General features: G+C 55.2%; 23 protein-coding genes and 1 tRNA gene. 11 read left to right on the top strand and 13 right to left on the bottom strand.

The features are described 5' to 3' along the window. Positions 1–6 precede the first annotated feature (6 nt). A tRNA-Ala gene (locus ACFX4U_RS12220) sits at positions 7–82 on the bottom strand. Positions 83–302: 220 nt separating this feature from the next. On the opposite strand from ACFX4U_RS12220, the gene ACFX4U_RS12215 reads away from it, so the two are divergent. Further along, positions 303–662: a YfeC-like transcriptional regulator gene (locus tag ACFX4U_RS12215; RefSeq protein ID WP_200550272.1), complete on the top strand. Its 360-nt coding sequence runs from the start codon at positions 303–305 to the stop codon at positions 660–662. A 1-nt stretch (position 663) separates the two neighbouring features. After that, on the top strand, positions 664–1056 hold the full coding sequence (locus ACFX4U_RS12210; protein WP_200550271.1) for a YfeC-like transcriptional regulator: 393 nt from the start codon (positions 664–666) through the stop codon (positions 1054–1056). A gap of 41 nt (positions 1057–1097) precedes the next feature. Here the strand turns inward: ACFX4U_RS12210 and ACFX4U_RS12205 are convergent, their stop codons facing one another. Both ACFX4U_RS12205 and ACFX4U_RS12200 read right to left on the bottom strand, forming a co-directional pair. Further along, the gene (locus ACFX4U_RS12205; protein WP_045513916.1) at positions 1098–1439 is read right to left on the bottom strand and encodes a RamA family antibiotic efflux transcriptional regulator; all 342 of its coding nucleotides are present in this window, start codon (positions 1437–1439) and stop codon (positions 1098–1100) included. Positions 1440–1477: 38 nt separating this feature from the next. Then, positions 1478–2593 carry an MBL fold metallo-hydrolase gene (locus ACFX4U_RS12200; RefSeq protein ID WP_313509399.1) on the bottom strand — a complete coding sequence of 372 codons (1116 nt, stop codon included), beginning with the start codon at positions 2591–2593 and terminating at the stop codon, positions 1478–1480. Positions 2594–2769: 176 nt separating this feature from the next. On the opposite strand from ACFX4U_RS12200, the gene ACFX4U_RS12195 reads away from it, so the two are divergent. Next, complete coding sequence (locus ACFX4U_RS12195) at positions 2770–3360, top strand: TetR/AcrR family transcriptional regulator (protein ID WP_313509397.1); 591 nt, start codon at positions 2770–2772, stop codon at positions 3358–3360. After that, the gene (locus ACFX4U_RS12190) at positions 3350–3715 is read left to right on the top strand and encodes an MmcQ/YjbR family DNA-binding protein (protein ID WP_380218711.1); all 366 of its coding nucleotides are present in this window, start codon (positions 3350–3352) and stop codon (positions 3713–3715) included. Before ACFX4U_RS12195 ends, ACFX4U_RS12190 begins: the two co-directional genes overlap by 11 nt. Here the strand turns inward: ACFX4U_RS12190 and ACFX4U_RS12185 are convergent. Beyond that, positions 3712–4584 (bottom strand): helix-turn-helix transcriptional regulator, encoded by an 873-nt coding sequence (locus ACFX4U_RS12185; protein ID WP_313509405.1) that lies wholly within the window; start codon positions 4582–4584, stop codon positions 3712–3714. The two genes, ACFX4U_RS12190 and ACFX4U_RS12185, sit on opposite strands and share 4 nt — an antisense overlap. 108 nt (positions 4585–4692) lie before the next feature. On the opposite strand from ACFX4U_RS12185, the gene ACFX4U_RS12180 reads away from it, so the two are divergent. The 3 genes from ACFX4U_RS12180 to ACFX4U_RS12170 all read left to right on the top strand — a co-directional run bounded on the left by ACFX4U_RS12180 (position 4693) and on the right by ACFX4U_RS12170 (position 6979). Next, complete coding sequence (locus ACFX4U_RS12180) at positions 4693–6120, top strand: MFS transporter (protein WP_313509395.1); 1428 nt, start codon at positions 4693–4695, stop codon at positions 6118–6120. A 62-nt stretch (positions 6121–6182) separates the two neighbouring features. After that, positions 6183–6332, top strand: coding sequence for a PhzF family phenazine biosynthesis protein (locus tag ACFX4U_RS12175; RefSeq protein ID WP_313509393.1), 150 nt, complete (start codon positions 6183–6185; stop codon positions 6330–6332). Then, positions 6314–6979 carry a PhzF family phenazine biosynthesis protein gene (locus tag ACFX4U_RS12170; protein WP_313509403.1) on the top strand — a complete coding sequence of 222 codons (666 nt, stop codon included), beginning with the start codon at positions 6314–6316 and terminating at the stop codon, positions 6977–6979. Before ACFX4U_RS12175 ends, ACFX4U_RS12170 begins: the two co-directional genes overlap by 19 nt. Here ACFX4U_RS12170 and ACFX4U_RS12165 read toward each other — a convergent pair. The 4 genes from ACFX4U_RS12165 to ACFX4U_RS12150 all read right to left on the bottom strand — a co-directional run bounded on the left by ACFX4U_RS12165 (position 6968) and on the right by ACFX4U_RS12150 (position 11285). Beyond that, the gene (locus tag ACFX4U_RS12165; protein ID WP_200550265.1) at positions 6968–7837 is read right to left on the bottom strand and encodes a DMT family transporter; all 870 of its coding nucleotides are present in this window, start codon (positions 7835–7837) and stop codon (positions 6968–6970) included. The genes ACFX4U_RS12170 and ACFX4U_RS12165 overlap by 12 nt on opposite strands. A 74-nt stretch (positions 7838–7911) precedes the next feature. Then, positions 7912–8892, bottom strand: a complete 981-nt coding sequence (locus tag ACFX4U_RS12160; RefSeq protein ID WP_313509389.1) for a LacI family DNA-binding transcriptional regulator — start codon at positions 8890–8892, stop codon at positions 7912–7914. A 117-nt stretch (positions 8893–9009) separates the two neighbouring features. After that, positions 9010–10407: a phenylalanine transporter gene (gene pheP / locus ACFX4U_RS12155; RefSeq protein ID WP_313509387.1), complete on the bottom strand. Its 1398-nt coding sequence runs from the start codon at positions 10405–10407 to the stop codon at positions 9010–9012. A 107-nt stretch (positions 10408–10514) separates the two neighbouring features. Then, a complete protein-coding gene (locus ACFX4U_RS12150) occupies positions 10515–11285 on the bottom strand; it encodes a DeoR/GlpR family DNA-binding transcription regulator (RefSeq protein ID WP_313509385.1) in 771 nt (256 codons plus the stop codon). Between the two features lie 97 nt (positions 11286–11382). Here ACFX4U_RS12150 and ACFX4U_RS12145 point away from each other — a divergent pair, with 97 nt between their 5' ends. Continuing rightward, positions 11383–11769 (top strand): VOC family protein, encoded by a 387-nt coding sequence (locus tag ACFX4U_RS12145; RefSeq protein WP_313509383.1) that lies wholly within the window; start codon positions 11383–11385, stop codon positions 11767–11769. A 38-nt stretch (positions 11770–11807) separates the two neighbouring features. On the opposite strand, the gene ACFX4U_RS12140 is transcribed toward ACFX4U_RS12145, so the two are convergent. Together ACFX4U_RS12140 and ACFX4U_RS12135 are read right to left on the bottom strand one after the other, a co-directional pair. Beyond that, positions 11808–13748, bottom strand: coding sequence for a methyl-accepting chemotaxis protein (locus tag ACFX4U_RS12140; protein WP_313509380.1), 1941 nt, complete (start codon positions 13746–13748; stop codon positions 11808–11810). 301 nt (positions 13749–14049) lie between these two features. After that, positions 14050–14310: a DUF2534 family protein gene (locus tag ACFX4U_RS12135; RefSeq protein WP_017458690.1), complete on the bottom strand. Its 261-nt coding sequence runs from the start codon at positions 14308–14310 to the stop codon at positions 14050–14052. Between the two features lie 158 nt (positions 14311–14468). Between ACFX4U_RS12135 and ACFX4U_RS12130 the strand changes: the two genes are divergently transcribed. Together ACFX4U_RS12130 and ACFX4U_RS12125 are read left to right on the top strand one after the other, a co-directional pair. After that, the gene (locus ACFX4U_RS12130) at positions 14469–14942 is read left to right on the top strand and encodes an NUDIX domain-containing protein (protein WP_313509376.1); all 474 of its coding nucleotides are present in this window, start codon (positions 14469–14471) and stop codon (positions 14940–14942) included. Positions 14943–15064: 122 nt separating this feature from the next. Next, positions 15065–16468 carry a glutamine synthetase family protein gene (locus ACFX4U_RS12125; protein WP_313509375.1) on the top strand — a complete coding sequence of 468 codons (1404 nt, stop codon included), beginning with the start codon at positions 15065–15067 and terminating at the stop codon, positions 16466–16468. 26 nt (positions 16469–16494) lie between these two features. Here the strand turns inward: ACFX4U_RS12125 and ACFX4U_RS12120 are convergent, their stop codons facing one another. Continuing rightward, positions 16495–17025: an N-acetyltransferase family protein gene (locus ACFX4U_RS12120; protein ID WP_313509372.1), complete on the bottom strand. Its 531-nt coding sequence runs from the start codon at positions 17023–17025 to the stop codon at positions 16495–16497. Positions 17026–17121: 96 nt separating this feature from the next. Here ACFX4U_RS12120 and ACFX4U_RS12115 point away from each other — a divergent pair, with 96 nt between their 5' ends. Beyond that, entirely contained in the window at positions 17122–18018 is an 897-nt protein-coding gene (locus tag ACFX4U_RS12115; RefSeq protein ID WP_313509370.1) for a LysR family transcriptional regulator, read from the top strand. A gap of 8 nt (positions 18019–18026) precedes the next feature. On the opposite strand, the gene ACFX4U_RS12110 is transcribed toward ACFX4U_RS12115, so the two are convergent. Both ACFX4U_RS12110 and ACFX4U_RS12105 read right to left on the bottom strand, forming a co-directional pair. Next, the gene (locus tag ACFX4U_RS12110; RefSeq protein ID WP_313509369.1) at positions 18027–20240 is read right to left on the bottom strand and encodes a TonB-dependent siderophore receptor; all 2214 of its coding nucleotides are present in this window, start codon (positions 20238–20240) and stop codon (positions 18027–18029) included. A 49-nt stretch (positions 20241–20289) separates the two neighbouring features. After that, positions 20290–21375, bottom strand: a complete 1086-nt coding sequence (locus ACFX4U_RS12105) for a YncE family protein (RefSeq protein WP_305735396.1) — start codon at positions 21373–21375, stop codon at positions 20290–20292. Between the last annotated feature and the right edge of the window lie 259 nt (positions 21376–21634).

Below are 21634 nucleotides of genomic sequence, written 5' to 3'. Positions count from 1 at the left end.
GGAATTTGGTGGAGCTAAGCGGGATCGAACCGCTGACCTCTTGCATGCCATGCAAGCGCTCTCCCAGCTGAGCTATAGCCCCATCGCGTAAAGCGTGTCGTGTTGACGGGCGGCATAATATGAATTCCCTTGCCAGGTGTCAACGGCAAAATCGCGACGCATTATTCAATCGCTGAAAAAGCATGCAAATGAAAGACATTGCGAACGCCCTCGCAGCCAGTAGTTAAACATGTCACATTTTCCCGTAAAATGGTGCTATAACATAAGCCATTAATTACCCTTACAACAATTCGGGAAATTACATGCTCAAGGAACGAATGACGCCAGAAGAGTTGGCCAGCCTTACAGGATATAGCCGACAAACCATCAATAAATGGGTGCGCAAAGAAGGCTGGGTGACCTCACCAAAACCCGGCGTACAGGGAGGTAAAGCCCGTCTGGTCCATATAAATGAACAAGTCCGCGCATTTATTCGCAGCGCACAGCGTACTGAAGACCAACCCAAAGCCACGCTTACCGCCGGCGATACCTCACTTGAGGCGTTATTAATCCGGCTGGCAAAAGAGATGACCGACGCGGAGCAAAAACAACTCTCTTCACTTTTATTACGCGACGGCATTACCGGCTTGTTGCAACGTCTGGGGCTCCGCGATCAAAAATAATATGATGAAATTACCTAACAAAATGACCACCGAAGAATTAGCGGAGTTTCTCGGCGTCGCCAGACAAACGGTAAATCGCTGGATCCGCCAGCAAGGTTGGGAAACAGAACCGTTACCCGGTGTAAAAGGCGGTCGCGCCAGGCTGATTCACCTCACGAAAGAGGTGCGCAGTTTCATTATGAAAACGCCCTCTATGCGCCATCATAATTCTCCCTATTCTATTGCCGAACCCGCACCGGTTTACGCCAGTGGAAATAGCGCGCTGCATGAAATTATCAAAGTGCTGCAAAACATGACCGCTGAGGAACAAAAGCAGCTTTCAACGCTGCTGGCGCGCGAAGGTATTAGCGGGCTCTTAAGCCGTTTAGGCATTGAGAAAACGCTGGCAGAATAAAAAACGGCCTTATGCAGGCCGATTTTGTTATCTGTTTTCCATCAATGGGTATGCTGATGATTCTCCCGCCGGTACGCACCCGGCGGCAGATTAAAGGTGCGGGTAAAGATGCGCGTAAATGTCTGCTGCGAATCAAAACCGTACTTCAGGCAGATGTCGTAAACCTTCTGATCGGTATTACGTAAATCCCTCGCAGCGAGAGATAATTTTCGCGTGCGAATATAGCGCCCCAGACTCTCCCCTTTATAGTGCAAGAAAAGCCGTTGCAGATGCCATTTGGAATAGCCCGCATGCGCTGCAATATCATCAATACGTAATGGTTGATGGAGATTGTCGTCGATCCACTCGACGATGGTGTCGATAACCTGAGCGGAAATAGTCATACTGCGATCCCCCTCTGCTCTTCGATTAATAAACGGGTTTATTCCCACCAGGCGTGGAAAACTTGCGCAGTGTCAGCCGCAAGCACCGGTTCGCCCAGCCTCGGTGTCAATAAGCGATAGCTTTTGTCCCGGCTTGCTGCCGCCAGCCGTTTGTACGGATCGTCCCAGGTGTGTTTTGCCAACACAAAACGCCCCGCATGGCCCGGCAGAACCGCGCGAGCATTAAGTTCCTGCGCTGCCAGCGAAGTCTCTTCCGGCATCATATGAATGTACTTCCAGTCCTCGTCGTACTGGCCATTTTCCATAATCGCCAGATCAACCACGCCAAACTGTTCGCCAATCGCTTTGAAATGCGGGCCATAGCCGCTATCGCCGCTGTAATAAACGTTCTGCGTGGCGGTAGTGAACATAAAGCTGGCCCACAATGTCTGATTGCGTTTCAGACCGCGCCCGGAAAAGTGGCGCGCGGGTAAAACGTGCACGGCCAAATCGTCGCTCACTACCACTTTCTGCTGCCAGTCAGCTTCCTGAATGATTGCTGGATCCATTCCCCAGTAACGCAGATGCGAGCCCACACCGAGCGGCGTCACCACTTTTTTGATTTTCGGCATCAGCGCCTTGATGGTGGCGTAATCCAGGTGGTCATAGTGATCGTGCGAAATAATCAGCAGATCGATCTCCGGCATGTTTTGCGCCGTCCAGAGATCGTTACCGGCAAACGCCTTATTGAGAAATGAAAACGGCGCCGCGTAATTACTCAGAATCGGATCGATCAGAATCCGCTTGCCCGCCAGTTGCAAATACCAGGACGAATGCCCCATCCACACCAGCGTATCCTGCTCAAGCGGCAAGCTGGCGAGATCGGTGTGCACCGCCGGTAACGGCTGCTGCGGGCGCGCGTTCTCGCGTTTAGTGACCAGAAAATCCCACCATGCTGCCAGCATATTTTTCTTTCCGGTGAAACCCGGAGTCGGCAACTGGTTTTGAAACTTCCCGTCACGATAATGCGGTGATTTTTCGACTTCAGTAAGCTGTTCGCCCTGCGGGAGTTGGCCAAATCCGGCATTCAGAACAAAAGGTAAACTTGCGGCAGAGGCAACGAGCATAACAAGAACCACGCTGAAAATGAGACGTTTCATATCCTGACCCGACAAAATCGATCCATTCCGTAGATACGACGCTGGTTAAACTTGATTATGAGTGAGTAAGCACTCATTATAGAAAGCAACGCTCAACCGTCAAGATCATTTTTTTCTTTGACATTCGACGTTGCAGCGTTACAGAGGGCATGTTTCAATCGTGGTTTTTACAATGTGAGAGGAAAAGTGCAGTGGCTCGTCCAAAGAGTGAAGATAAAAAACTGGCGTTACTGGAAGCGGCTACCGAAGCCATTGCACAGTCGGGGATCGCTGCCTCCACCGCGTTAATCGCTCGCAATGCGGGTGTCGCGGAAGGAACACTGTTTCGCTACTTCGCCACCAAAGACGACCTGCTCAACGCGCTTTACCTGCATCTGAAAAGCGATCTGTGCGGCACGATGCTGGCGAATATCGATCTCTCGATCAACGATTCCAGGCACCACACGCAATGCATCTGGAACAGCTATATCGACTGGGGGATCCGCCACCCGAATGGTCACTGTGCCGTGCGCCAGATTGCCGTCAGCGACAAACTCACCGACGCCACCCGCCAGCAAGTCGCGGAAATTTTTCCGGAGCTACATGAGTTGTGCCATCGTTCGGTGCGGCCGGTGTTTCTGAGCGATGAATACTCCCCTTTTGGCGATGCGATTTTCCTCTCGATGGCGGACACCACGATCACCTTCGCCAGCCGGGATGCTTCTCGCATCACCGAGTTTAAGCGCCTTGGCTTCGAAGCCATGTGGCGTGCGCTGGCCGTTGAGGAACATCATGGACAGTAAAACCCTGCAAGCCAGCGCTCACCGTATTGCGCTCGAACTGCCCTTCACCGAACATTGCTGGCCGTTTGGTCCGGAACATGACGTGTTCAAAGTGTGCGGGAAGATTTTTATGATGACCATTACCGCGCACGGCAGGCCGATGGTGACGATGAAAGCCGAGCCGCAAAAATCACTGCTCAACCAGCAGATCTACCCCAGCATTGAGCCGGGGTATCATATGAACAAAAAACACTGGATTTCCGTATTCGCAGGCGACGACATCGATGAATCGCTGCTCGCGTTCCTGATTCAGGAATCATGGGATCGCGTGGTAGACGGCTTGCCACGCAAAGATCAAAAACGTCTGCGCCCTTAAGCGTTTTCCGCCAGCCAGCTCAACGCCTTTTCACTGGTTTCATCCACCGGCAGATACACCAGCAACCGCGAGCCGTTACGTGGTGCTGAGTACCAGTACATTTGCTGAAGTGAAAACTCGCCAATCTGCGGGTGATTAAAGATTTTTATCTTATTTTCCACGCCACGCACATCCAGATGCTTGCGCCACAACGTTTCAAATTCCGCCGATGCCGCACAAAACCGCGCCAGCTTCGCTTCCCACACCGCATCGCCCCGGTGCTCTGCCATGGCTGCGCGGAAATAGGCAACAAAGGTCTGTAATACGCTCTCATCATAGCCAAGCCGGGTACGCCATTGCGGATGGGTGAGATAGAGATAAATGCAGTTGCGATCGTCGTCGGGGATTTCGCTGAAATTAACCCCCATCAGGCGCTCAAAACCGACGTTCCACGCCACAATGTCAAAGTTGGTTTTCTGAATACTGGCCGGTTGCGGCAGCAGGCTGTCCAGCAAGCGGCGGGTGCCTTCACTGATGCCTTCACACTGCGGCGTATTCAGCGCTTCCGTTGGCGTTAGCCCGGCCAGTAGAAAGAGATGACGGGTTTCCGTTGGCGAACATTGCAAAGCAGCGGCAATCGCCTGCAACACGGTAGCGGAAGGATTGACGTCCCTGCCCTGTTCGAGCCAGGTGTACCAGGTGACGCCAACATCTGCCAGCAGTGCCACCTCTTCACGCCGCAGCCCCGGCGTGCGCCGACGCGTACTGCGCGGCAGCCCCAGCCGTTGCGGATCGAGGCTTTCCCGCCGCGCACGCAAAAATGCACCAAGCTGTTTACGGTTCTCATCCAGCACCGTCAGTTCCGGAAGTTTTTCGACCATCAGCGTCATAACAATCTCCAGCATGGTAGTGCCAGTACCAGTATAGGCAAGAACTGGTACCCGTTTTTCTGTTAAGCGATGCTACGTCCATCCGATGAATGACGCAATGGAGTTACCATGAAAACGTCTGCTGTTTCTCCGGGCCGGGCAGGCCTGATCCTTCTGCTGACCGGGCAGATGCTGCCATTGATTGACACCTCGATTACCAATGTCGCGCTCGATTCCATCACCCTCTCGCTGCATACCTCTGCCACGCAACTGGCGCTGATTGTTGCGCTGTACGGCGTGGCTTTCGCCGTCTGTCTGGCGATGGGCAGTAAACTGGGGGACAACTTCGGTCGCCGGCGGGTGTTCTTATGGGGCGTTGCCCTGTTTGGTATCGCTTCGCTGTTGTGCGGGCTGGCAAATTCGGTCTCCGCACTGCTTGGTGCGCGAACCCTGCAAGGCATGGGCGCGGCGCTGATTGTGCCGCAGATCCTCGCGACGTTGCATGTCACGCTAAAAGGCACTGCCCACGCGCGCGCCATCAGTCTCTACGGCGGTATTGGCGGCGTGGCGTTTATCATTGGGCAGATGGGCGGCGGCTGGCTGGTCTCGGCGGATATCGCTGGTCTTGGCTGGCGTAACGCCTTTTTTATCAATGTGCCCATTTGCCTGTTAGTGCTGGCACTCAGCCGCCGCTATGTGCCGGAAACCCGGAGCGAAACGCGCACGCGCATTGACTGGCAAGGCACTGTTGCGCTGGCGATGATCCTCTGCTGCCTGCTGTTCCCGCTGGCGCTTGGCCCGGAACTGCACTGGCCGTGGGAAACGAAAGCTGCGCTACTGGCGCTGATTCCGCTGGCATGGTGGATGCGGACAAGCGCATTAAAACAGCAGCAAGTGGGTTTGATGCCACTGCTACCGCCGCGCTTAATTAAACTGCACAGCATCCGTTTCGGGCTGCTGATTGCCCTGCTGTTCTTTAGCGCGTGGTCGGGTTTTATGTTCTGTATGGCGCTCACGTTGCAAGCCGGAATGGGCATGACGCCGTATCAGTCGGGCAACAGTTTTGTCGCGCTGGGTGTCGCCTATTTTGTCTCGGCCTGGTATGCACCAAAACTGATTGGTCGCTATAGCATGCGCACCATTTTGCTCACCGGGCTGATAATCCAGGTCAGTGGCCTGCTGGCATTGATTGCCACCTTGCAACTCTCCGGGCGGACGGTGGGTGCGCTGGCACTTGCGCCGTCTACCGCGCTGATTGGCTATGGCCAGGCGTTGATTGTGAATAGCTTTTACCGCATCGGCATGTGTGATATCACCACTCAGGATGCAGGCGCAGGTAGCGCACTGCTCAGCACGTTGCAACAAGCGACGCTCGGCCTCGGTCCGGCAGTACTCGGCGGGTTGTTTTTGCATCTTGTCGGCCAGTCGCAGGGCAACTACAGCACCGCGCTGAGTGGTTTTCTGGCAACAGAAGTGGTGATGACGCTGGTGCTGGCGGCAGCAGCGGTGAGCGCACGCCATCAACTGGCACCGCGCTCCCGGCAAACTCCTGATTAGCGCTACCTGCAGGCGTAAAAAGGCGATAATGTCATCTCCTTGTTAACAAAGGGAGCGCCGTAGTGGAACTTGATATTTACCAGGTGGACGCGTTCAGCACGCGTCCTTTTTCCGGTAACCCGGCAGCAGTATGCATTACACCGCAAGGGCTGGAAGCCGCGCTAATGCAGCAGATAGCTGAAGAGATGGCGGTATCCGAAACCGCGTTTTAACCCTTGCGGATAACAACCTGCGCTGGTTTACGCCACAGGCCGAAGTTGATTTATGCGGCCACGGCACGCTGGCGACCGCGCATATTCTGCGCCAGAACGGGCGGCTCGCTAAGGGTGATACCATCACCTTTCACACCCTTTCCGGCCCGCTGACGGCAACCGCCGGAGCGCAGTGCATTGAGCTTGATTTCCCGCTACTGACACCACACACGCAGCCCGAAGCGCCAGCGGAATTACTGGAGGCACTTGGGCTGGCGCATGAACAGGTGAGTGGTTACGGTGTATTCGGCGCGAAGCAACTGGTGGTGGTCGAGGATGCGCAGTTAGTTTACGCGCTCAAGCCTGATTTTGCGGCGCTTCGCGCCTTACCAGGCCGCGGCGTGGCAGTCACCGCGCCCGGTCAGGATGAGTATGATTGCGTGTCGCGCTACTTCGCCCCGTGGGTAGGAGTGAATGAAGATCCGGTGACCGGTTCCGCGCATTGTGCGCTGGCGGCCTACTGGTCGGCACGGCTGGGTAAGCACTCGCTTACCGCCTACCAGGCCTCACCGCGCGGCGGCGTTTTAGCGCTGGCGATCAGGGGAAATGGTCGCGTGCTGATCGGCGGCGGTGCGCATACGGTGCTGGCTGGCACGTTAAGGCTTTGACGGTAAACGCGCAATCATCCGCCAGCGGAACCAAATCTGCGCCAGCAGGATCAGTACACCGCCAAGGATTTTTTGTAGCGGTAAGCGCTCACCGTACCAAATCGAGGCGGCAATCACCGTCAGTAACGGTTCCAGTACCATAATGATGGCGGCGCTGGCGACGGCGGCATATTTTTGCCCTTGCAGCTGCAGGCCAAACCTGAGGCTTGTGGCAATTAAAATGCTCGCCGCCAGCCACATCGCTGTGGTGCTGGTAAAGGGTTGGGTCCAGGACTCAAACAGCGCAGAAATCACCAGCCCGGCAACGCCGGTGATCGCAAGCTGTACCGCCGTGAGCGGCAGCAGCGGTACTTCTCTGGCACAACGGCTGGTGTAGCAAAAATAGATCGACTGCACGAACGCCGTCAGCAAAAACCAGCCCTGGCTGGCATGAAACGTGATGGGTATGTGCAGGCTCAGCAGCGCTAATCCAACAATGGCGACCGGCAAACACTCCCAGTAGGCGCGCGCCGGGCGGGTTTTTAGCATCACCCAGGCCACCAGCGGCACGAACAGCATCGACAGGCTCATGATAAACGCCCCCTCGCCCAGCGATGGCGTGGTCGACACTGACCAGATCCACAGGCAGAGGTTGAGCGCCATCCATAATCCGCTTATCACTACCTGGCGCACTTTTTCCCGCGCAATGCGTTGCCCACGGCAAAACGGCAGCAGCACCAGCGCCGCACCAAAAAAGCGCAGCCCAAGAAAGGCGAAAACCGGCATCCCGCTAATGGCTTCGCGTGAGAAAATCCACCCGCAGGCGGCAATCAGCGTGGTCAGAACCAGAAATAAATCAGCTTGTCGTTGCCGGGTCATGGCAAGGCTCCCTGAGCAATAAAAAAGCCAGCGCGACGGCTGGCGAAATCTTGACACACATCATGCCTGAAATGTCAGGCGCTGGCGCGGGAAATATAACGCCAGTCCATGATTACGCTTTCTGGCGGGCTGTCCGGGTTATCAATGCGGTTCAGCAACAGCCGGACGGCTTCGCTCCCCATCGCCTGCGAAGGTTGCTCAATGGTGCTGAGCGGCGGAGTAACCATTTCGGCCAGTTCAGTGCCATCGAAACCGACCACTGCGATATCCTGCGGCATTGACAGCCCGGCTTCATGGATCGCCAGCAGCGCCCCGGCGGCCAGCGTATCGGAAACGGCAAACACCGCGTCCGGGCGTTCCGGCGTATTTAGCAGCTGCCGCATCGCGATTTTCCCGGCGCTGAAACTCAAATCGCGGGCGTACGCCACGTTTTCATAGCGCAGGTGTTTTGCCTGTAAACCGCTCCGGTAGCCACGTTCACGCAGCCGGGCATATTTATAACTCAGATCGTGGTTAATCATGGCAATGCGCTGGCAGCCGCGCTCTACTAAGCGGTCAATCACGCAGCGGGCAGCGTCGGCATCGTTAATGCCCACGCAGGAGACATCGCCGTTATCGGCGTACTCGGCACACTGCACCCAGGGCGCAGCGCCAATCATGGTGGCCAGTTCCGGCAATTTCGCACACGCATCCATGGTGATGATGCCGTCAACAATCTTGCCCGACAGTAATTTGAGCGCTGAACGCGAGCGCGCTATATCTGCACCGGAGTTACACAGCAGGATGCGGTAACCGTTTTTTTCCGCCTCTTCTTCAATGCCCTTCACCACTTCGGCGCAAAACGGGTTACCGATGTTAGAGACCAATACCAGAATCATTGAGCTGCGCGCGGTGCGCAACTGGCGGGCTAATAAGTTGGGTTGGTACTGGCATTCCTTGATGGCCTGCAATACGCGTTCGCGATTTTTCGGCTTCACTGATTCGCTGTTATTCAGCACCCGTGAGACCGTTGCAACGGAAACGCCTGCCATCCTGGCAATTTTCTGAATGGACATAACAACAATATATCCTGCGATTGGCCATAAGACCCGAGGCTATCACAGTTTAGACATAGACATCATCACCAGTCCGGCAAGCCGCAGCCCACCGGATCTGGTAGGGAATCGCGCGAGTTACCCGCGCTTCGGCGTACGGCGCAGCAGTTTGAAAGCGACAAACAGGAACACAATCCATACCGGCAGCAGCACCGCCGACAGGCGCATATCGTCCATGGTGCACATCAAAACCAGGATCATCAGCATGAAGCCAATGCACAGATAGTTGCCCGCCGGGAAGAGCAGCGCTTTAAACTGCGGATCGCGCCCTTTGCGGCGCATCGCTGCGCGGAATTTGAGGTGCGCCAGCGAAATCATGATCCAGTTAAGTAGCAGAGTCGCCACCACCAGCGCCATCAGCATGGAGAAGGCTTTTTGCGGCAGCAGATAGTTAACCAACACCACCAGCGAGGTGATAGCCCCTGAGAGGAACAGGGAATTCACCGGCACGCCACGACGGCTGACGCGCGTCAAAAAGGCCGGCGCGTTGCCCTGCACTGACAAACCAAACAGCATACGGCTATTGGAATAGACACCGCTGTTATACACCGACAGGGACGCCACCAGAATGACGAAATTGAGCGCTGATGCCACCAGGTTGCTGTCCAGTTCGTGGAAAATCATCACAAACGGGCTGCTGTTGGCTTTGACGTCAATCCACGGATAGAGCGCCAGCAGCACGACCAGTGAGCCGATATAGAAGAGTAAAATGCGGTACACCACCTGGTTCACCGCTTTCGGAATGGTGGTGTGCGGCTCGCTGGCTTCGGCGGCGGTAATACCGATCAGCTCCAGGCCGCCAAAAGAGAACATAATCACCGCCAGCGCGAGGATAAGCCCATGCCAGCCGGTGGCGAAAAAGCCGTTATAGCGCCAGAGGTTATCGAAGCTGGCGCGCTCACCGCCATGGCCGGTAAACAGCATCCACAAGCCAAAACCAATCATGCCGATAATTGCCAGCACTTTAATCAGCGCAAACCAGAACTCGGTTTCGCCATACAGGCGCACATTGACGAGGTTGACGGCGTTGATGATGACAAAGAAAGCGGCGGCCCAAATCCAGGTCGGCACGTCCGGGAACCAGTACTGCATATAAATACCGGCGGCGGTCAGTTCCGCCATTCCCACCAGCACAAACATCGCCCAGTAGTTCCAGCCAGAAAGAAAGCCCGCAAACGGCCCCCAGTATTTGTAGGCAAAATGGGAAAATGAACCAGAAACCGGCTCTTCAACCACCATTTCACCGAGCTGGCGCATAATCAGAAAAGCGATAACGCCAGCAATGCCGTAGCCCAGCAAAACGGCTGGCCCGGCCATCTGAATCGCGGGGCCAATGCCCAGAAAAAGCCCGGTGCCAATCGCGCCACCCAGCGCAATCAGCTGAATATGGCGGTTTTTTAAACCTCGTTGTAGTGTCGGCCCTGCTTCCGACGCGGCATCGGTGCTGCTTCCCGCTGCCTGTGACGCGTTTTTCACGTCCTTCCCCTTTGTGGTTTCATTTAAAGGGGCACCTTTTAACATCTCCGCTGTGGGCTGGCAAGAAATGAACCCTGAGCGGCAAAGCGCGAAACGCCCGGTTGCGTTTAAACCGTCAGGATCTCAATATTCTCTGCGCGAAAGGCCTGATGAAACGCTTTGTTGAGATCGATTTCGACCACCAGCACATCAATCTGCTGGCTGGCGGCAACGATGTAGCGGGCCACAGCGGGGATCTTATTCGCCGTTAATGCCACCACCACCTGGTTGCTTTGGGCGATCACCGCCTTTTTAAATTCGCAATCGGCGTAATCAAAGCCGGTCAGCCCCATTTCCGGCGACATCGCGCAGCCACCGATAAACGCCTGATCGAAAATGATCCCGTTAAGCTGGTTGATAGCCGGTGCGCCGACGCAACCGCCGGTGCTGCTCTGCACCAACCCACCCAGCATGATCACTTCGCAGCGCGGATGTTTACACGCAACAGCGGCGATTTCCGGTGAATTTGTCACTACCGTCAGGTTTAACTCTGGTGGCAGCACTTTTGCCAGTTCAAGGTTGGTGGTGCCGGTATCAATAAATACACAGGTGCCGGGCTTGAGCAGTGGCACGCAGCGCTGCGCGAGAAGGCTTTTTGTTGCTCGATCCTGCTCTTTTCTTTGCGTAAAGCTCCCGCCGGTCGCCAGTTGCAATACCGCACCGCCGTAGACCTTTTTGCAGATGCCCGCTTTACTCAGCTCCTGCAAATCCCGGCGGATAGTGTGCTCTGAAACCTGCAATTCAACGGCAAGATCCGCGCAGACTACCCGTCCCTGCGCCTGAAGACGCTGGCGGATCAGATCTTGTCGTTGATCCGGAAAAGCGGCATAATCGAGCATAAATCCTCTTTGTTAAATTCAAATCGAGCAATAATGAGCATGATCATGCAAATGTATCACGCTGTCAATTAACACCCCCTACGCCCTGGAGGTCACCTTGAACATTGCCCATGTCGCACTCTGGACACGCCATCTCGACGCGCAGCGCGCATTCTGGCGCGACTTTTTTTCCGCCACCAGCAATGAGAAATATGTCAGTCAAAACCGCGCCGGTTTTGCATCCTATTTTATGGCGCTGCACAACGGGCCAACCATTGAACTCATGACCGTGCCGGAGCTGGCCGATGCGCCGAACGCCGCAGAATTTGTTGGCTGGGCGCATATCGCTATCAATGTCGGCGATGTCGGAGCGGTGGATGAGATGGCTGAAAAAGCCCGTCAGCAGGGCCGGTTAGCCAGCGCCGCGCGATGGACGGGGGATGGTTTTTATGAAGCCGTGATTCTGGACCCGGATAATAACCGTATCGAACTGGTTGCCGGATAAGATAGGCAGAGAGCCTGTTGCCAGGCTCTCTGTTGAGGTTACGCTTCGAGGCGGAACTGATGCACCGTCTGCGCCAGTTGCTGCGCCTGATCTTCGAGTGAGGTTGCTGCCGCAGCCATTTGCTGCACCAGCGAGGCGTTTTGTTGCGTGACCCCGTCCATTTCATTGACGGCAATCGTCACCTGGCTAATACCTTTGGCCTGCTCATCCGAGGCGCTGACAATCTCATTGATGATGGTCTGCACGGAATTCACCGCCTGCGTCATCTCCTGCATGGTGTGACCGGCATCGTTCACCAGTTGCACCCCGGCTTCGACGCGTTTGCTGGACTCTTCAATCAACGCGCCGATATCTTTCACCGCGTCGGCGCTGCGCTGCGCCAGGTTGCGCACTTCAGACGCCACCACCGCAAAGCCACGCCCTTGTTCACCAGCACGCGCCGCCTCTACCGCGGCGTTCAACGCCAGGATATTGGTCTGGAAAGCGATGCTGTTGATGATCGCCGTGATATCGCCGATTTTCTTCGCGCTGTCGTCAATTTTCGCCATCGTTTCCACCACCTGACCGACCAGCGTTTCACCCCGGCTGGCAATCTGCGTGGCATTGGCGGTCAGCGCCGTCGCCTGGTGGGCGTTGGCGGCGTTATGTTTCACCGTGGCGCTAAACTGCTCCATACTGGCGGCGGTCTGTTCCAGCGCTGCGGCCTGCTGTTCAGTACGCGAAGAGAGGTTAATGTTGCCGCTGACAATCTCGCCGGCGCCCTGGCGCACCGAGTCACTGGCTTCTTTGATCTGCCCGACAATCTGCCGTAACTGCGCCTGCATGGTATGCAGGGCATAGAACAGGCTGCTACGATCGTTACCTTTCACCGGGATTGTGTTATCGAGTTTGCCATCCGCGACCGCCAGTGCGATATTCGCCCCTTCCAGCGGCTCGCCACCAATCGGTTTCAACACTTTACGACTAAAGATCAGGCCGAGCAGCGTACACACCAACAGGATGCTGATAACCCCCAGAACAATGGCGTACATCAGTTGACGGTTGGCCGCCGCCATCACCGAACTCACCGGCGCAACGACGCCGAGATACCAGTTATCGGTACTGTTGCCGATAGACACAGGTTGCCAGGTAATCAGCGCTTTTTCGCCGAGGATCGGATCATCTTGTTCCACCACATTACTGGTGAAACCATCCGTTTTACCAGGGTAAGGCTTGCTGGTCAGGTTTTTATCCGGGTAGGAAATCACCTTTCCCGCGGTCGAAAGTAGCACCGCATAGCCGCCCCCTTCCCACGGTTTGATCTGATTCACTTTCTGCTGCAATGAGGCCAGCGAGATATCCGATGTCACAACGGCATGCAGTTTGCCACCGCTGACAATCGGTGCCGCCACTGAGGTCAGCAGCGTCGGCACACCGTTATAGGCATAGCTGTAGGGCTCAATTAACGTATCTTTCTGGCTTTTTTGCGGCAGCAAATAGTAGTCGCCCTGGCCCGGCGTAAAGATCGACGTTAACGGGTGGAGCTTAAAATTACCGGATTGATCGTGATCGACAAAGAAGGCGTAGCGGCCTTTGGGTGCCTGATCGGGCTTATCCGCGAACTCTGCATCGCGACTGTCATAGGCGTTGTCTTCAAAAATAACCGAGATAGAGAGATAGTCAGGATTATCGCGCAGGGCGGAAATAAGCAGTTTATCTGCCACCTGGCGGTCGGTGATCCCGGCTTCTGGCAACGCAATCATGCTGTGACCGAGGTTATGCGCCACATCGCGCGCATAGTTCAGTTGCTGCTGGATAGTTAACGCCTGGCTCTGGGCAATTTTTTGCAGGTATTGTTCGGCGCGGTGTTTTTGTTCACTGCTGGACTGCCAGCTCAGTACCCCGATAGTTACCACAAAACCGAGGGTGATGGTGATGGCCCCCGTCAGCAACATTTGCGCGCGGGTGCTCATTTTTTTGGTCACAAATTCTCTGGCCATTACGGCTCTCCTGGAGTCAGCCTTTTACGTCATCTTCCTTTCAGCACGAACTCCCTGTGAGATCTCTATCGGCGATTATTTTTTGATCTTTAATTGTTGGTGAAAGTGTTATTGCGAGGTAAAAACGCTTTTTAAAGCGAGAAACAGCAGCCTGCATGGGCCAGGAAATGTAGTGACAGTTAACTTGTCGGTCATCGTGGCTTACCGCAGAGCTTTACGCTGAGGACGCGAGAGATCACGATTTCGATTAAGGCTCATCAGAGTAAGAGGCAGCCCCGGCAGCGCGCCAGGGCGGGAGGGATTAGCCGCGATCGTCTTTCGGGCCAAGGAAATAGAACCCAAAAGGCAGCGAACCAATGATGGTGAACATCAGACTGTAGATAGCAACCCATGCGCCCTGCATGATAAACATCGTTACCGTCCAGGATTCCATCGGCAAATTGTACTGATCTTCGACGCCCTCGAAGGTCACTTTCGAAATGACGCTCACGGCAACCAGGAATACAATCACCACCGCAATGATAAATTTTTTCCCCTCGCGGGTACGCAATTTTTCCAGCATATAAACCTCCTGTCATGTGGCTTTTCTGTGCCGCGAGTGTAACCGATCTGCTGCCTGGTTGTTGTGAAAAATCAGGAAAAAGGCCATTTGCGCGAAACCATGACAAGCCCTGGCGACACCCTGATATTGCTGCTTTAGCCATAAACACGGAGAAAACAATGAGTAAGGAAATCCCGATACGCTGCTTTTCGATAGCCCTGTTTGTGCTGTGCCACTCCGCAGCGGGCTGGCGCGTTCTGCTGCTTAAACGCAGCGGTAAAATGCTTAACGGCCAGTGGTGCCAGATTGCAGGCGGCATTGAACACGGTGAAACAGCCTGGCAAACTGCACTGCGCGAAGCGCGGGAAGAGACGGGCTTGCAGCTTAGCGAACTCTATTCCGCTGACTGCTGCGAGCAGTTTTACGAAGCGCACCGCGACGCCATCACCGTCGTGCCGGTGTTTGTTGCGTACGTCGATGAAGCCTGCGAGATAACGCTCAACCACGAGCACAGCGAATACCGCTGGGTCAGCTTTGCCGACGCCCACGAATTGCTTACTTTTCCTGGCCAGCGCAAAACACTCGACTGGGTAAAAATGCATTTCGCGGATAGCGCGCCCTCGCCGCTGCTAAAAATGCCTTCCACGCTTTAAGCGCGCCATTTTTATACTATTTTTATCGCCGCGTATTTCCTTTTTACGCGGCGTTTATATCAAAATAAAAAGCGCTCTTTTATGCTGAGTTCACCGCCAACAGGCCTCACAGAAAGAAAAATATGAACTCGCTGATGACTATTCCGCTACTGAAAAATATCCGTACCTTTTTTACCACCACACCATTTCCAACACCGTTACATTCGCGATCGGCATTGATGGTTGATCAGGAAATCAGGCTACTTCAGCAGAATTTTTCTCATGAAATCAAAGCGTATCTGAACGAACACCCGCAAACAAAACACGTTGATATTTATCTTAACGATACTCATGGCATATTCCGGGGGAAAAGAGTGGCCGTCGAAAACGTATTTTCCCTAAGCACGGGTTGTTATTTTCCGCAATCTGTTTACGCCATGGATCGCGAAGGGAAAATAATCACCTCTTCACCCGGCAGACTTATTAACGAAGAGCCCGATAATTTATGTTTACCCGTTTCCGGCACGTTACGCCCAAGCGCGCACGATCCGCGCCATAACGCGCAATTATTATTAACCATGCTCGACAGCGATAATATTCCCTGGCCGCTGGAGCCCAGAGTCATATTGCAAAATGTGCTGCGTCAGTTTCATCAACATGGCCTTTACCCGGTGGTGGCTGCGGAAATGGAGTTCTACCTTGTAGACCCCGCCGCACAACAGAACCGCCCGCAGGGCTGTTTTCATCTGGCCGTGCCGTCGGCCTACTCTGCGTTTATTGAGGAACTGGAAAACATGGCGGCAGCACAGCGTCTCCCCTTATCCGGCATCGTTAGCGAAGCCGAAGCCGGGCAGTTTGAACTGAATATGTGCCATTCATCCAATGTCGTGGAGAGTTGCGAGCAGGTGCTGGCACTACGCAAACTCACCGGTACCGTAGCTGAGAAATTTGGCTATCAGGCCAATTTTATGGCGAAGCCATTCTCAGAGCTGGCCGGTAATGGCCTGCATTTTCACGTCAGTCTTAATGACACGAATGGCGAAAATGTGTTTGCCAGCCCGGCGGAGGCACCCAATGAAATGGTGCGACTCTCCCTTGCCGGCATGCTGGAATTGATGCCCGCGTCGCTGGCGATCATGGCGCCGGGTGTTAATGGGTTCAGGCGGTTGCGTAAGAATCTGGATGAACCGCTTTTTCACTCCTGGGGTTACAACAAACGCAACGCCGCTCTGCGCATTCCCTGCTCTGATGCGCGCAACCGGCGGATCGAATATCGCCTGGCGGGCGCGGACGCCAACCCTTATCTGGTAATGGCGACGTTACTGACCGGCATTTTATATGGCCTGGAGCGTATTGATGATAACGCGCTGGCAAACTTTACCCACACCTCACCCGATCTGCCGTTATTCCAGCAACCCGCGCTGGAGGCGTTTCGCCAGTGCGATTACCTGGCAGACCATTTAGGCAGTGCGTTTTGCGAACAGTGGTATCACGGCAAGCTGGCAGAACTGAACGCGTTTGAGCGTATTGTGACGGCAGAAGAATAGTCTTTCAGCCACTCATTACCGTTGACTTACAGGAGGTTGTTGCGCGGAAGCGTCACATCCCCCTCCCCCAGCGGGCGCTGCATCAGAACGGTATCCAGCCAGCGCCCGTGCTTCATGCCGACACTTTTCAGCGTGCCGATAACCACAAAACCGGCGCGGCTGTGCAGGCGTAATGAACCTTCATTTTCGCTGTTGCCAACGTTGGCGATAAGCTGGCGGTAACCGTTTTGCTCCGCCCAGGCTACCGTGCGGGCGAGTAGCGCTTTGCCTGCGCCCTGCTGGCGGAAACTGTCATCAACATAGATAGAATCTTCCAGCGTGTACTGGTACGCCCGCCGCTCGCGATAGCGCGATAAATAGCAGTAACCCCGGACTTGCCCTTCATGCACGGCGACATACCAGGGCAAGCCGTTGCGGAGGGTTTTCGCCAGCCGCGTACGCATTTCCTCCACGTCCGGCGCTTCGGTTTCGAAGGTGGCATTACCGTGCGTCACGTGATAAGCATAAATCTGCACAATCGCGCTAAGATGATGTTCTTGCGCGTCAATAATTTCCATAAACTGTTCCCCGTTTGATGATATCTACAGGCTACCTGTAACGCCGCCCGCGCGGCACCAGGCTGCGCTTATCACCGCTATAAGGAAAACTTTGCCATGCCCCATTTCAGCTTTGACCAGTTAGCGACGTTTAAGCTGGTGCTTGCCCGGGGAAGTTTTACCGCCGCCGCAGAGGTGTTAGGCATTTCGCAACCCGCCGTCAGCCTGCAAATCCGCCAGCTAGAACAGTCACTGCACGTTCGCCTGATTGAACGTTCCGGGCGCGGTCTGCGCGCCACCGCCGCCGGAGAAACCTTTCTGGCGCATTGTGCGGAGATTGAAAATGCCGTCAGCGCCGCGGTGCAGTCGGTGGCGCAGCATCAGCACGCTATTAGCGGCAGCGTGACAATTGGCACCGGCGCGACGACCTGTATTCACCTGTTGCCGCCGCTGCTGCAAAAGTTGCATCGCGATTTCCCGCTACTGTCTGTCGGGGTGCGTACCGGCAACACCAGTGATATCGTGCGCGCGGTGGAAGAGAATCGTATCGATATCGGCCTTGTAACGCTGCCCGCCAACGGGCGCAATCTGGCGATTTCACCGTTATTTACCGAAGAATTTGTGGTGATCACTGCACAAGACGCTGATGGCGTTTCATTGCCGACGCCGGCAATGCTTGCGCCTCTGCCGCTGATTGTTTTCGAATCCGGCAGCAGCACGCGCCTGCTCATAGAACAGTGGTTTAGCGCAGGAGGTGTCGCCCTCGCGCCGGTAATGGAACTGGGCAGTATTGAAGCGATAAAACGCATGGTGCGCGCCGGGTTGGGTTACAGCATTGTGCCCGGCGTGGCGGTTCAGGCTGAAGAAGACCGCCAGGGTCTGCGCGTACAATCGGTGCGGCCGCCGCTCCAGCGCCAGTTAGCGCTGGTGATGCGTCAGGATAAAGTGGTGAGCCGGGGAATGCGGGAAGTGTTGAATGGCCTGCAACAGGCGGGCATCACGCCCGCCGGATAAAACAACGATCAGAAGTCGTAACTCATTGAGACTTTCACGGTGCGCGGATCGCCCTGGTAAATATAGGTGCCGTTGTCTTCAACGCTGGCCCAGTATTTCTCATTGGTGACGTTATCCACGCCCACGCGCCAGACCATCTCGTTTTTCTCCGCATTCAGTTGCATACGGTAGCGCAGGCCAAGATCGAGGGTGGTATAACTGTCGAGTTTGCGGGTATTGGCGGTGTTTACATATTGCGAGCCGGTATAGTTCACGCGTGCCGTGGCGGTCAGGCCATCGACCGGTTTGATGTCATACTCGGCCCCCATCACCCCGTAGAATTTCGCCACACCAATCGGTCGGTTACCCTGATTAATGCCATCTTTGGTTTTCGTTAGCTCCGCATCCAGCCAGGTCGCGCTGCCATTCAGGCGCAGACCGAGCACCGGCTCCCCAAACAGATTCAACTCCACGCCACGGTTACGCTGCTCACCGTCCAGCCCGTAAACATTCGTCGTACTGTTAAGAATGCCGGTCGGCTTTTTGATTTCAAACAACGCCAGCGTACCGCCAATGCGGCCAAAGTCCGTTTTCACGCCAATTTCGTTCTGTTTAGAATGTGCAATCCCCACGCTTTGATAGCGGTTTTCTGCCGTCTTCGGCGCCACGCCGCCCGGTTGCAACGCTTCGGTATGGTTGGCGTAGAAAGAGACGACATCCCACGGCTTATAGACCACACCGTACGTCGGCATCCAGCGATCCTGGGTATAACGCGCGGTGGTGGTTTCCGCACCGGTGGCATTGCTGTAGTTGCGCACCCACAATTTCTGGTGACGCGCGCCCACGGTAAACAGCAGGCGGTCGTCGAATACGCCGAGCGTGTCGCTCAGGGTATAACCCTGCGAGCGGTAGCGCGCGGTCGTCAGCGGGTCACTGTAGTTGCCGCTATGGGTTAAATTGTCCGGCAGCGGGATCGCCGAGGGATCATAAATATTCACCACCGGCAGATTTTTTTGATCGGATTGGGTCCAGGCCACGCGGTCACGCTTGATGTTCGCCGAATAACCCACGTTCACTTTATGGGAAACAAAACCGGTATCGAAGTTACCGCGCAACCCGGCCATGCCACTCCAGGAGTCAGAAATCCGCACCGTATCCATGCGGCTGAAGGTCGCGTCACCGTTTTTATTGAACAGTTTAGGCGCGCCGTACGTGCCGTCTTCATGAGCATGTTGGCCGCCAAACGCGCCGTAAGCTGTCCAGTCATCGGTTAGATCATATTCGGCGCGCGCCAGGCCAAATTCGTTCTCAATATCGCTGTGCGCCCAGCGCTGGCTGTAATTTTTACGGGTATCCGGCAGCGTTGGGATAAAGTCGACGGCGCTGATATTGACGCCCATTTCGCCGCCGTGAACCGTTTTGTTCTGGTAACCGAGATCCAGCGACGTGCGCAGGCGCTCGCCACGATAATCGAGACCAATTGACGCCGCCGTCGTGCGGCGACGATCGTCTTCTACTGCTGCATCCCCTTCGCGATGGAGCAAATTCATACGCACGCCGAACTGGTTGTTATCACCGTAGCGACGTCCCACATCCAGCGAACCACCGACTTGTGAGCGAGTGGTGTAATCGACGCCTACGCGGGTAAGCGGCGTGTCCTCGGCGTGTTTCGGTTCGAGGTTAATCATCCCGCCAACACCCGAACCCGCAGAACCGTTCATCAGCGCATTTGAACCTTTAAAAATCTCCACGCGCTCCAGCATCTGGGTATCGACAATCTGGCGCGGCACAATGCCCGCCAGACCGCCCATCAGCATGTCGTCGCCATCAAGCTGGAAGCCGCGAATACGGTACGTTTCGGCAAAGTTGCCGTAACCCTGGCCGACCTGCACACCCGCATCATTACTGACCACATCAGCGATGGTTTTCGCCTGTTGATCCTGCACCAGCTTCGAGGTGTAACCGATGACGTTAAACGGCACATCCATCGCTTTTTGCTCGCCCAGCACGCCAAGGCGGCCGCCGTGCGCCACTTGTCCGTCCAGAAACGCGGGAACCAGCTCACTGCCGCCGGGCCTGAAATCACTGCTGGCGGCGGACTGCACGACAATGGTTTCCTCATGCGTGGGTTTTACGCTGGCGTCAGCCGTCGCTGCCTGTGCGTTATGCGCGACCGCGCCAATGGCCAGCGCAAGCACGGTCTTGCGCAAAGGTATCGAATGTTTTTTGCGGTTATTCATCATTATTAACTATTGAAATAAAAAGAAATGGCCCGTTTCCAGGCCAGCGTCATTACTTGTTCAGATCGATCCTGACGACACTATCCGGGCCGTTGGTGGAGTGATCTTTGTTAAACGCCTGTTTGACCGTGACAAACAGCGTCTGGCCATCAGCAGAAAGCAGCAGGCTGTTCGGATGTGGCGGCAGCTCCCAGCGCTGTTTTACGGCATAGCTGGTTGCATCAAGGCTCAGCACTTTGCCGGACTCGCGCTGGGTAATATAGATTTCATGGCGTTTAGCGTTGAATTTCACCGCCAGCGCATCGCCCTCAAGCTGTTTCACGATTTTGCCGCTGTGAATATCCAGTACCAGCGTGGTTTTGGCTTTTGAATTATCGGTAACGAACAAGCGGCCGGTGGCCTCATCTTCAGCGATATTTAACAGCAGCGCCGGTTTGTCGCCCAACGGTTTCCAGCGTTGCTCGATACGGTTATTGCGCGGGTTGATCACCAGAATTTCGCCGCCGCCATTAGCCACGTACAAACGTTGCGTCTGCGCAGAGAAGTGCAGGCCGGTCACCCATTTGCCCGCGTTTTTGATACGCGCTTTGACCTTCAGGGTTTTCGCGTCAACCACCCACACCAGTGCCGGATCGGCAACGGCGCCGATATATAAATTGCCGTTATGCAGCACAATTTCACGCGCGCCGTAGGGCAGGCCTTTTTCGTTGCGTTCCGGGAACAGCGTGCGGGAAAGCACTTTGCCGTTGCTGGTGTCGATGGCGCTCACGCCGCCGTCCAGCGAATTGGTGACATACACGGTTTTGCCATCCGGAGAGAGAGCCATGCCAAAGTTTTTCAGGTCAGTGTGGGTCGCGCCGAGGGTTTGTAGCGTTTTCGGATCCAGTTTGTAAACCACCCCGCCCTGCACATCTTTAAAGCCTTCCGCGCTGGCAACATACAGCGCATCGCCCTGCGGGCTGAGTGCCATTTCATACAGGCCGCTGGCAAGAGAGCGTTTCACCACATTTTCAGGTAGCTGCGCCGCCGGAGGTGTTGCTGCTGATGCCGCAGGCTGCGCACTGGTGATGTTATGTGCGCTGCAACCAGCGAGCGCCATCGCCGCCAGCAGAGCCAGCACGGAGGTGTTCATCTTCATGGGAGATCCTTTACCGTTAATGTCATCAAGGCAGACGAGCTCCCACGCCGCACATTATGTGCGCGATCGTTTGATGAGGGCAGATTCGGCCCGGCGCAGCTCGTCACGGCTTTTCAGTGTTCCCTGTCAGCCTTTACGCTCACTGTTATTGCGGGGAAGATCCTTGCTGTACCCACAAACACTAAAGATAATGAGAACTATACGCATTCTTTACTTTCGAGCAAGAACTATCGTTTTACTTCGCTGTCGTGGGGATAAA

It is taken from the genome of Kosakonia sp. YIM B13588, assembly GCF_042788165.1.
In the GTDB taxonomy this organism is placed as follows: Bacteria; Pseudomonadota; Gammaproteobacteria; order Enterobacterales; family Enterobacteriaceae; genus Kosakonia; species Kosakonia sacchari.
Note: the sequence above shows the minus strand (reverse complement) of the source record. Positions and strands in the feature narration are given on the sequence as shown.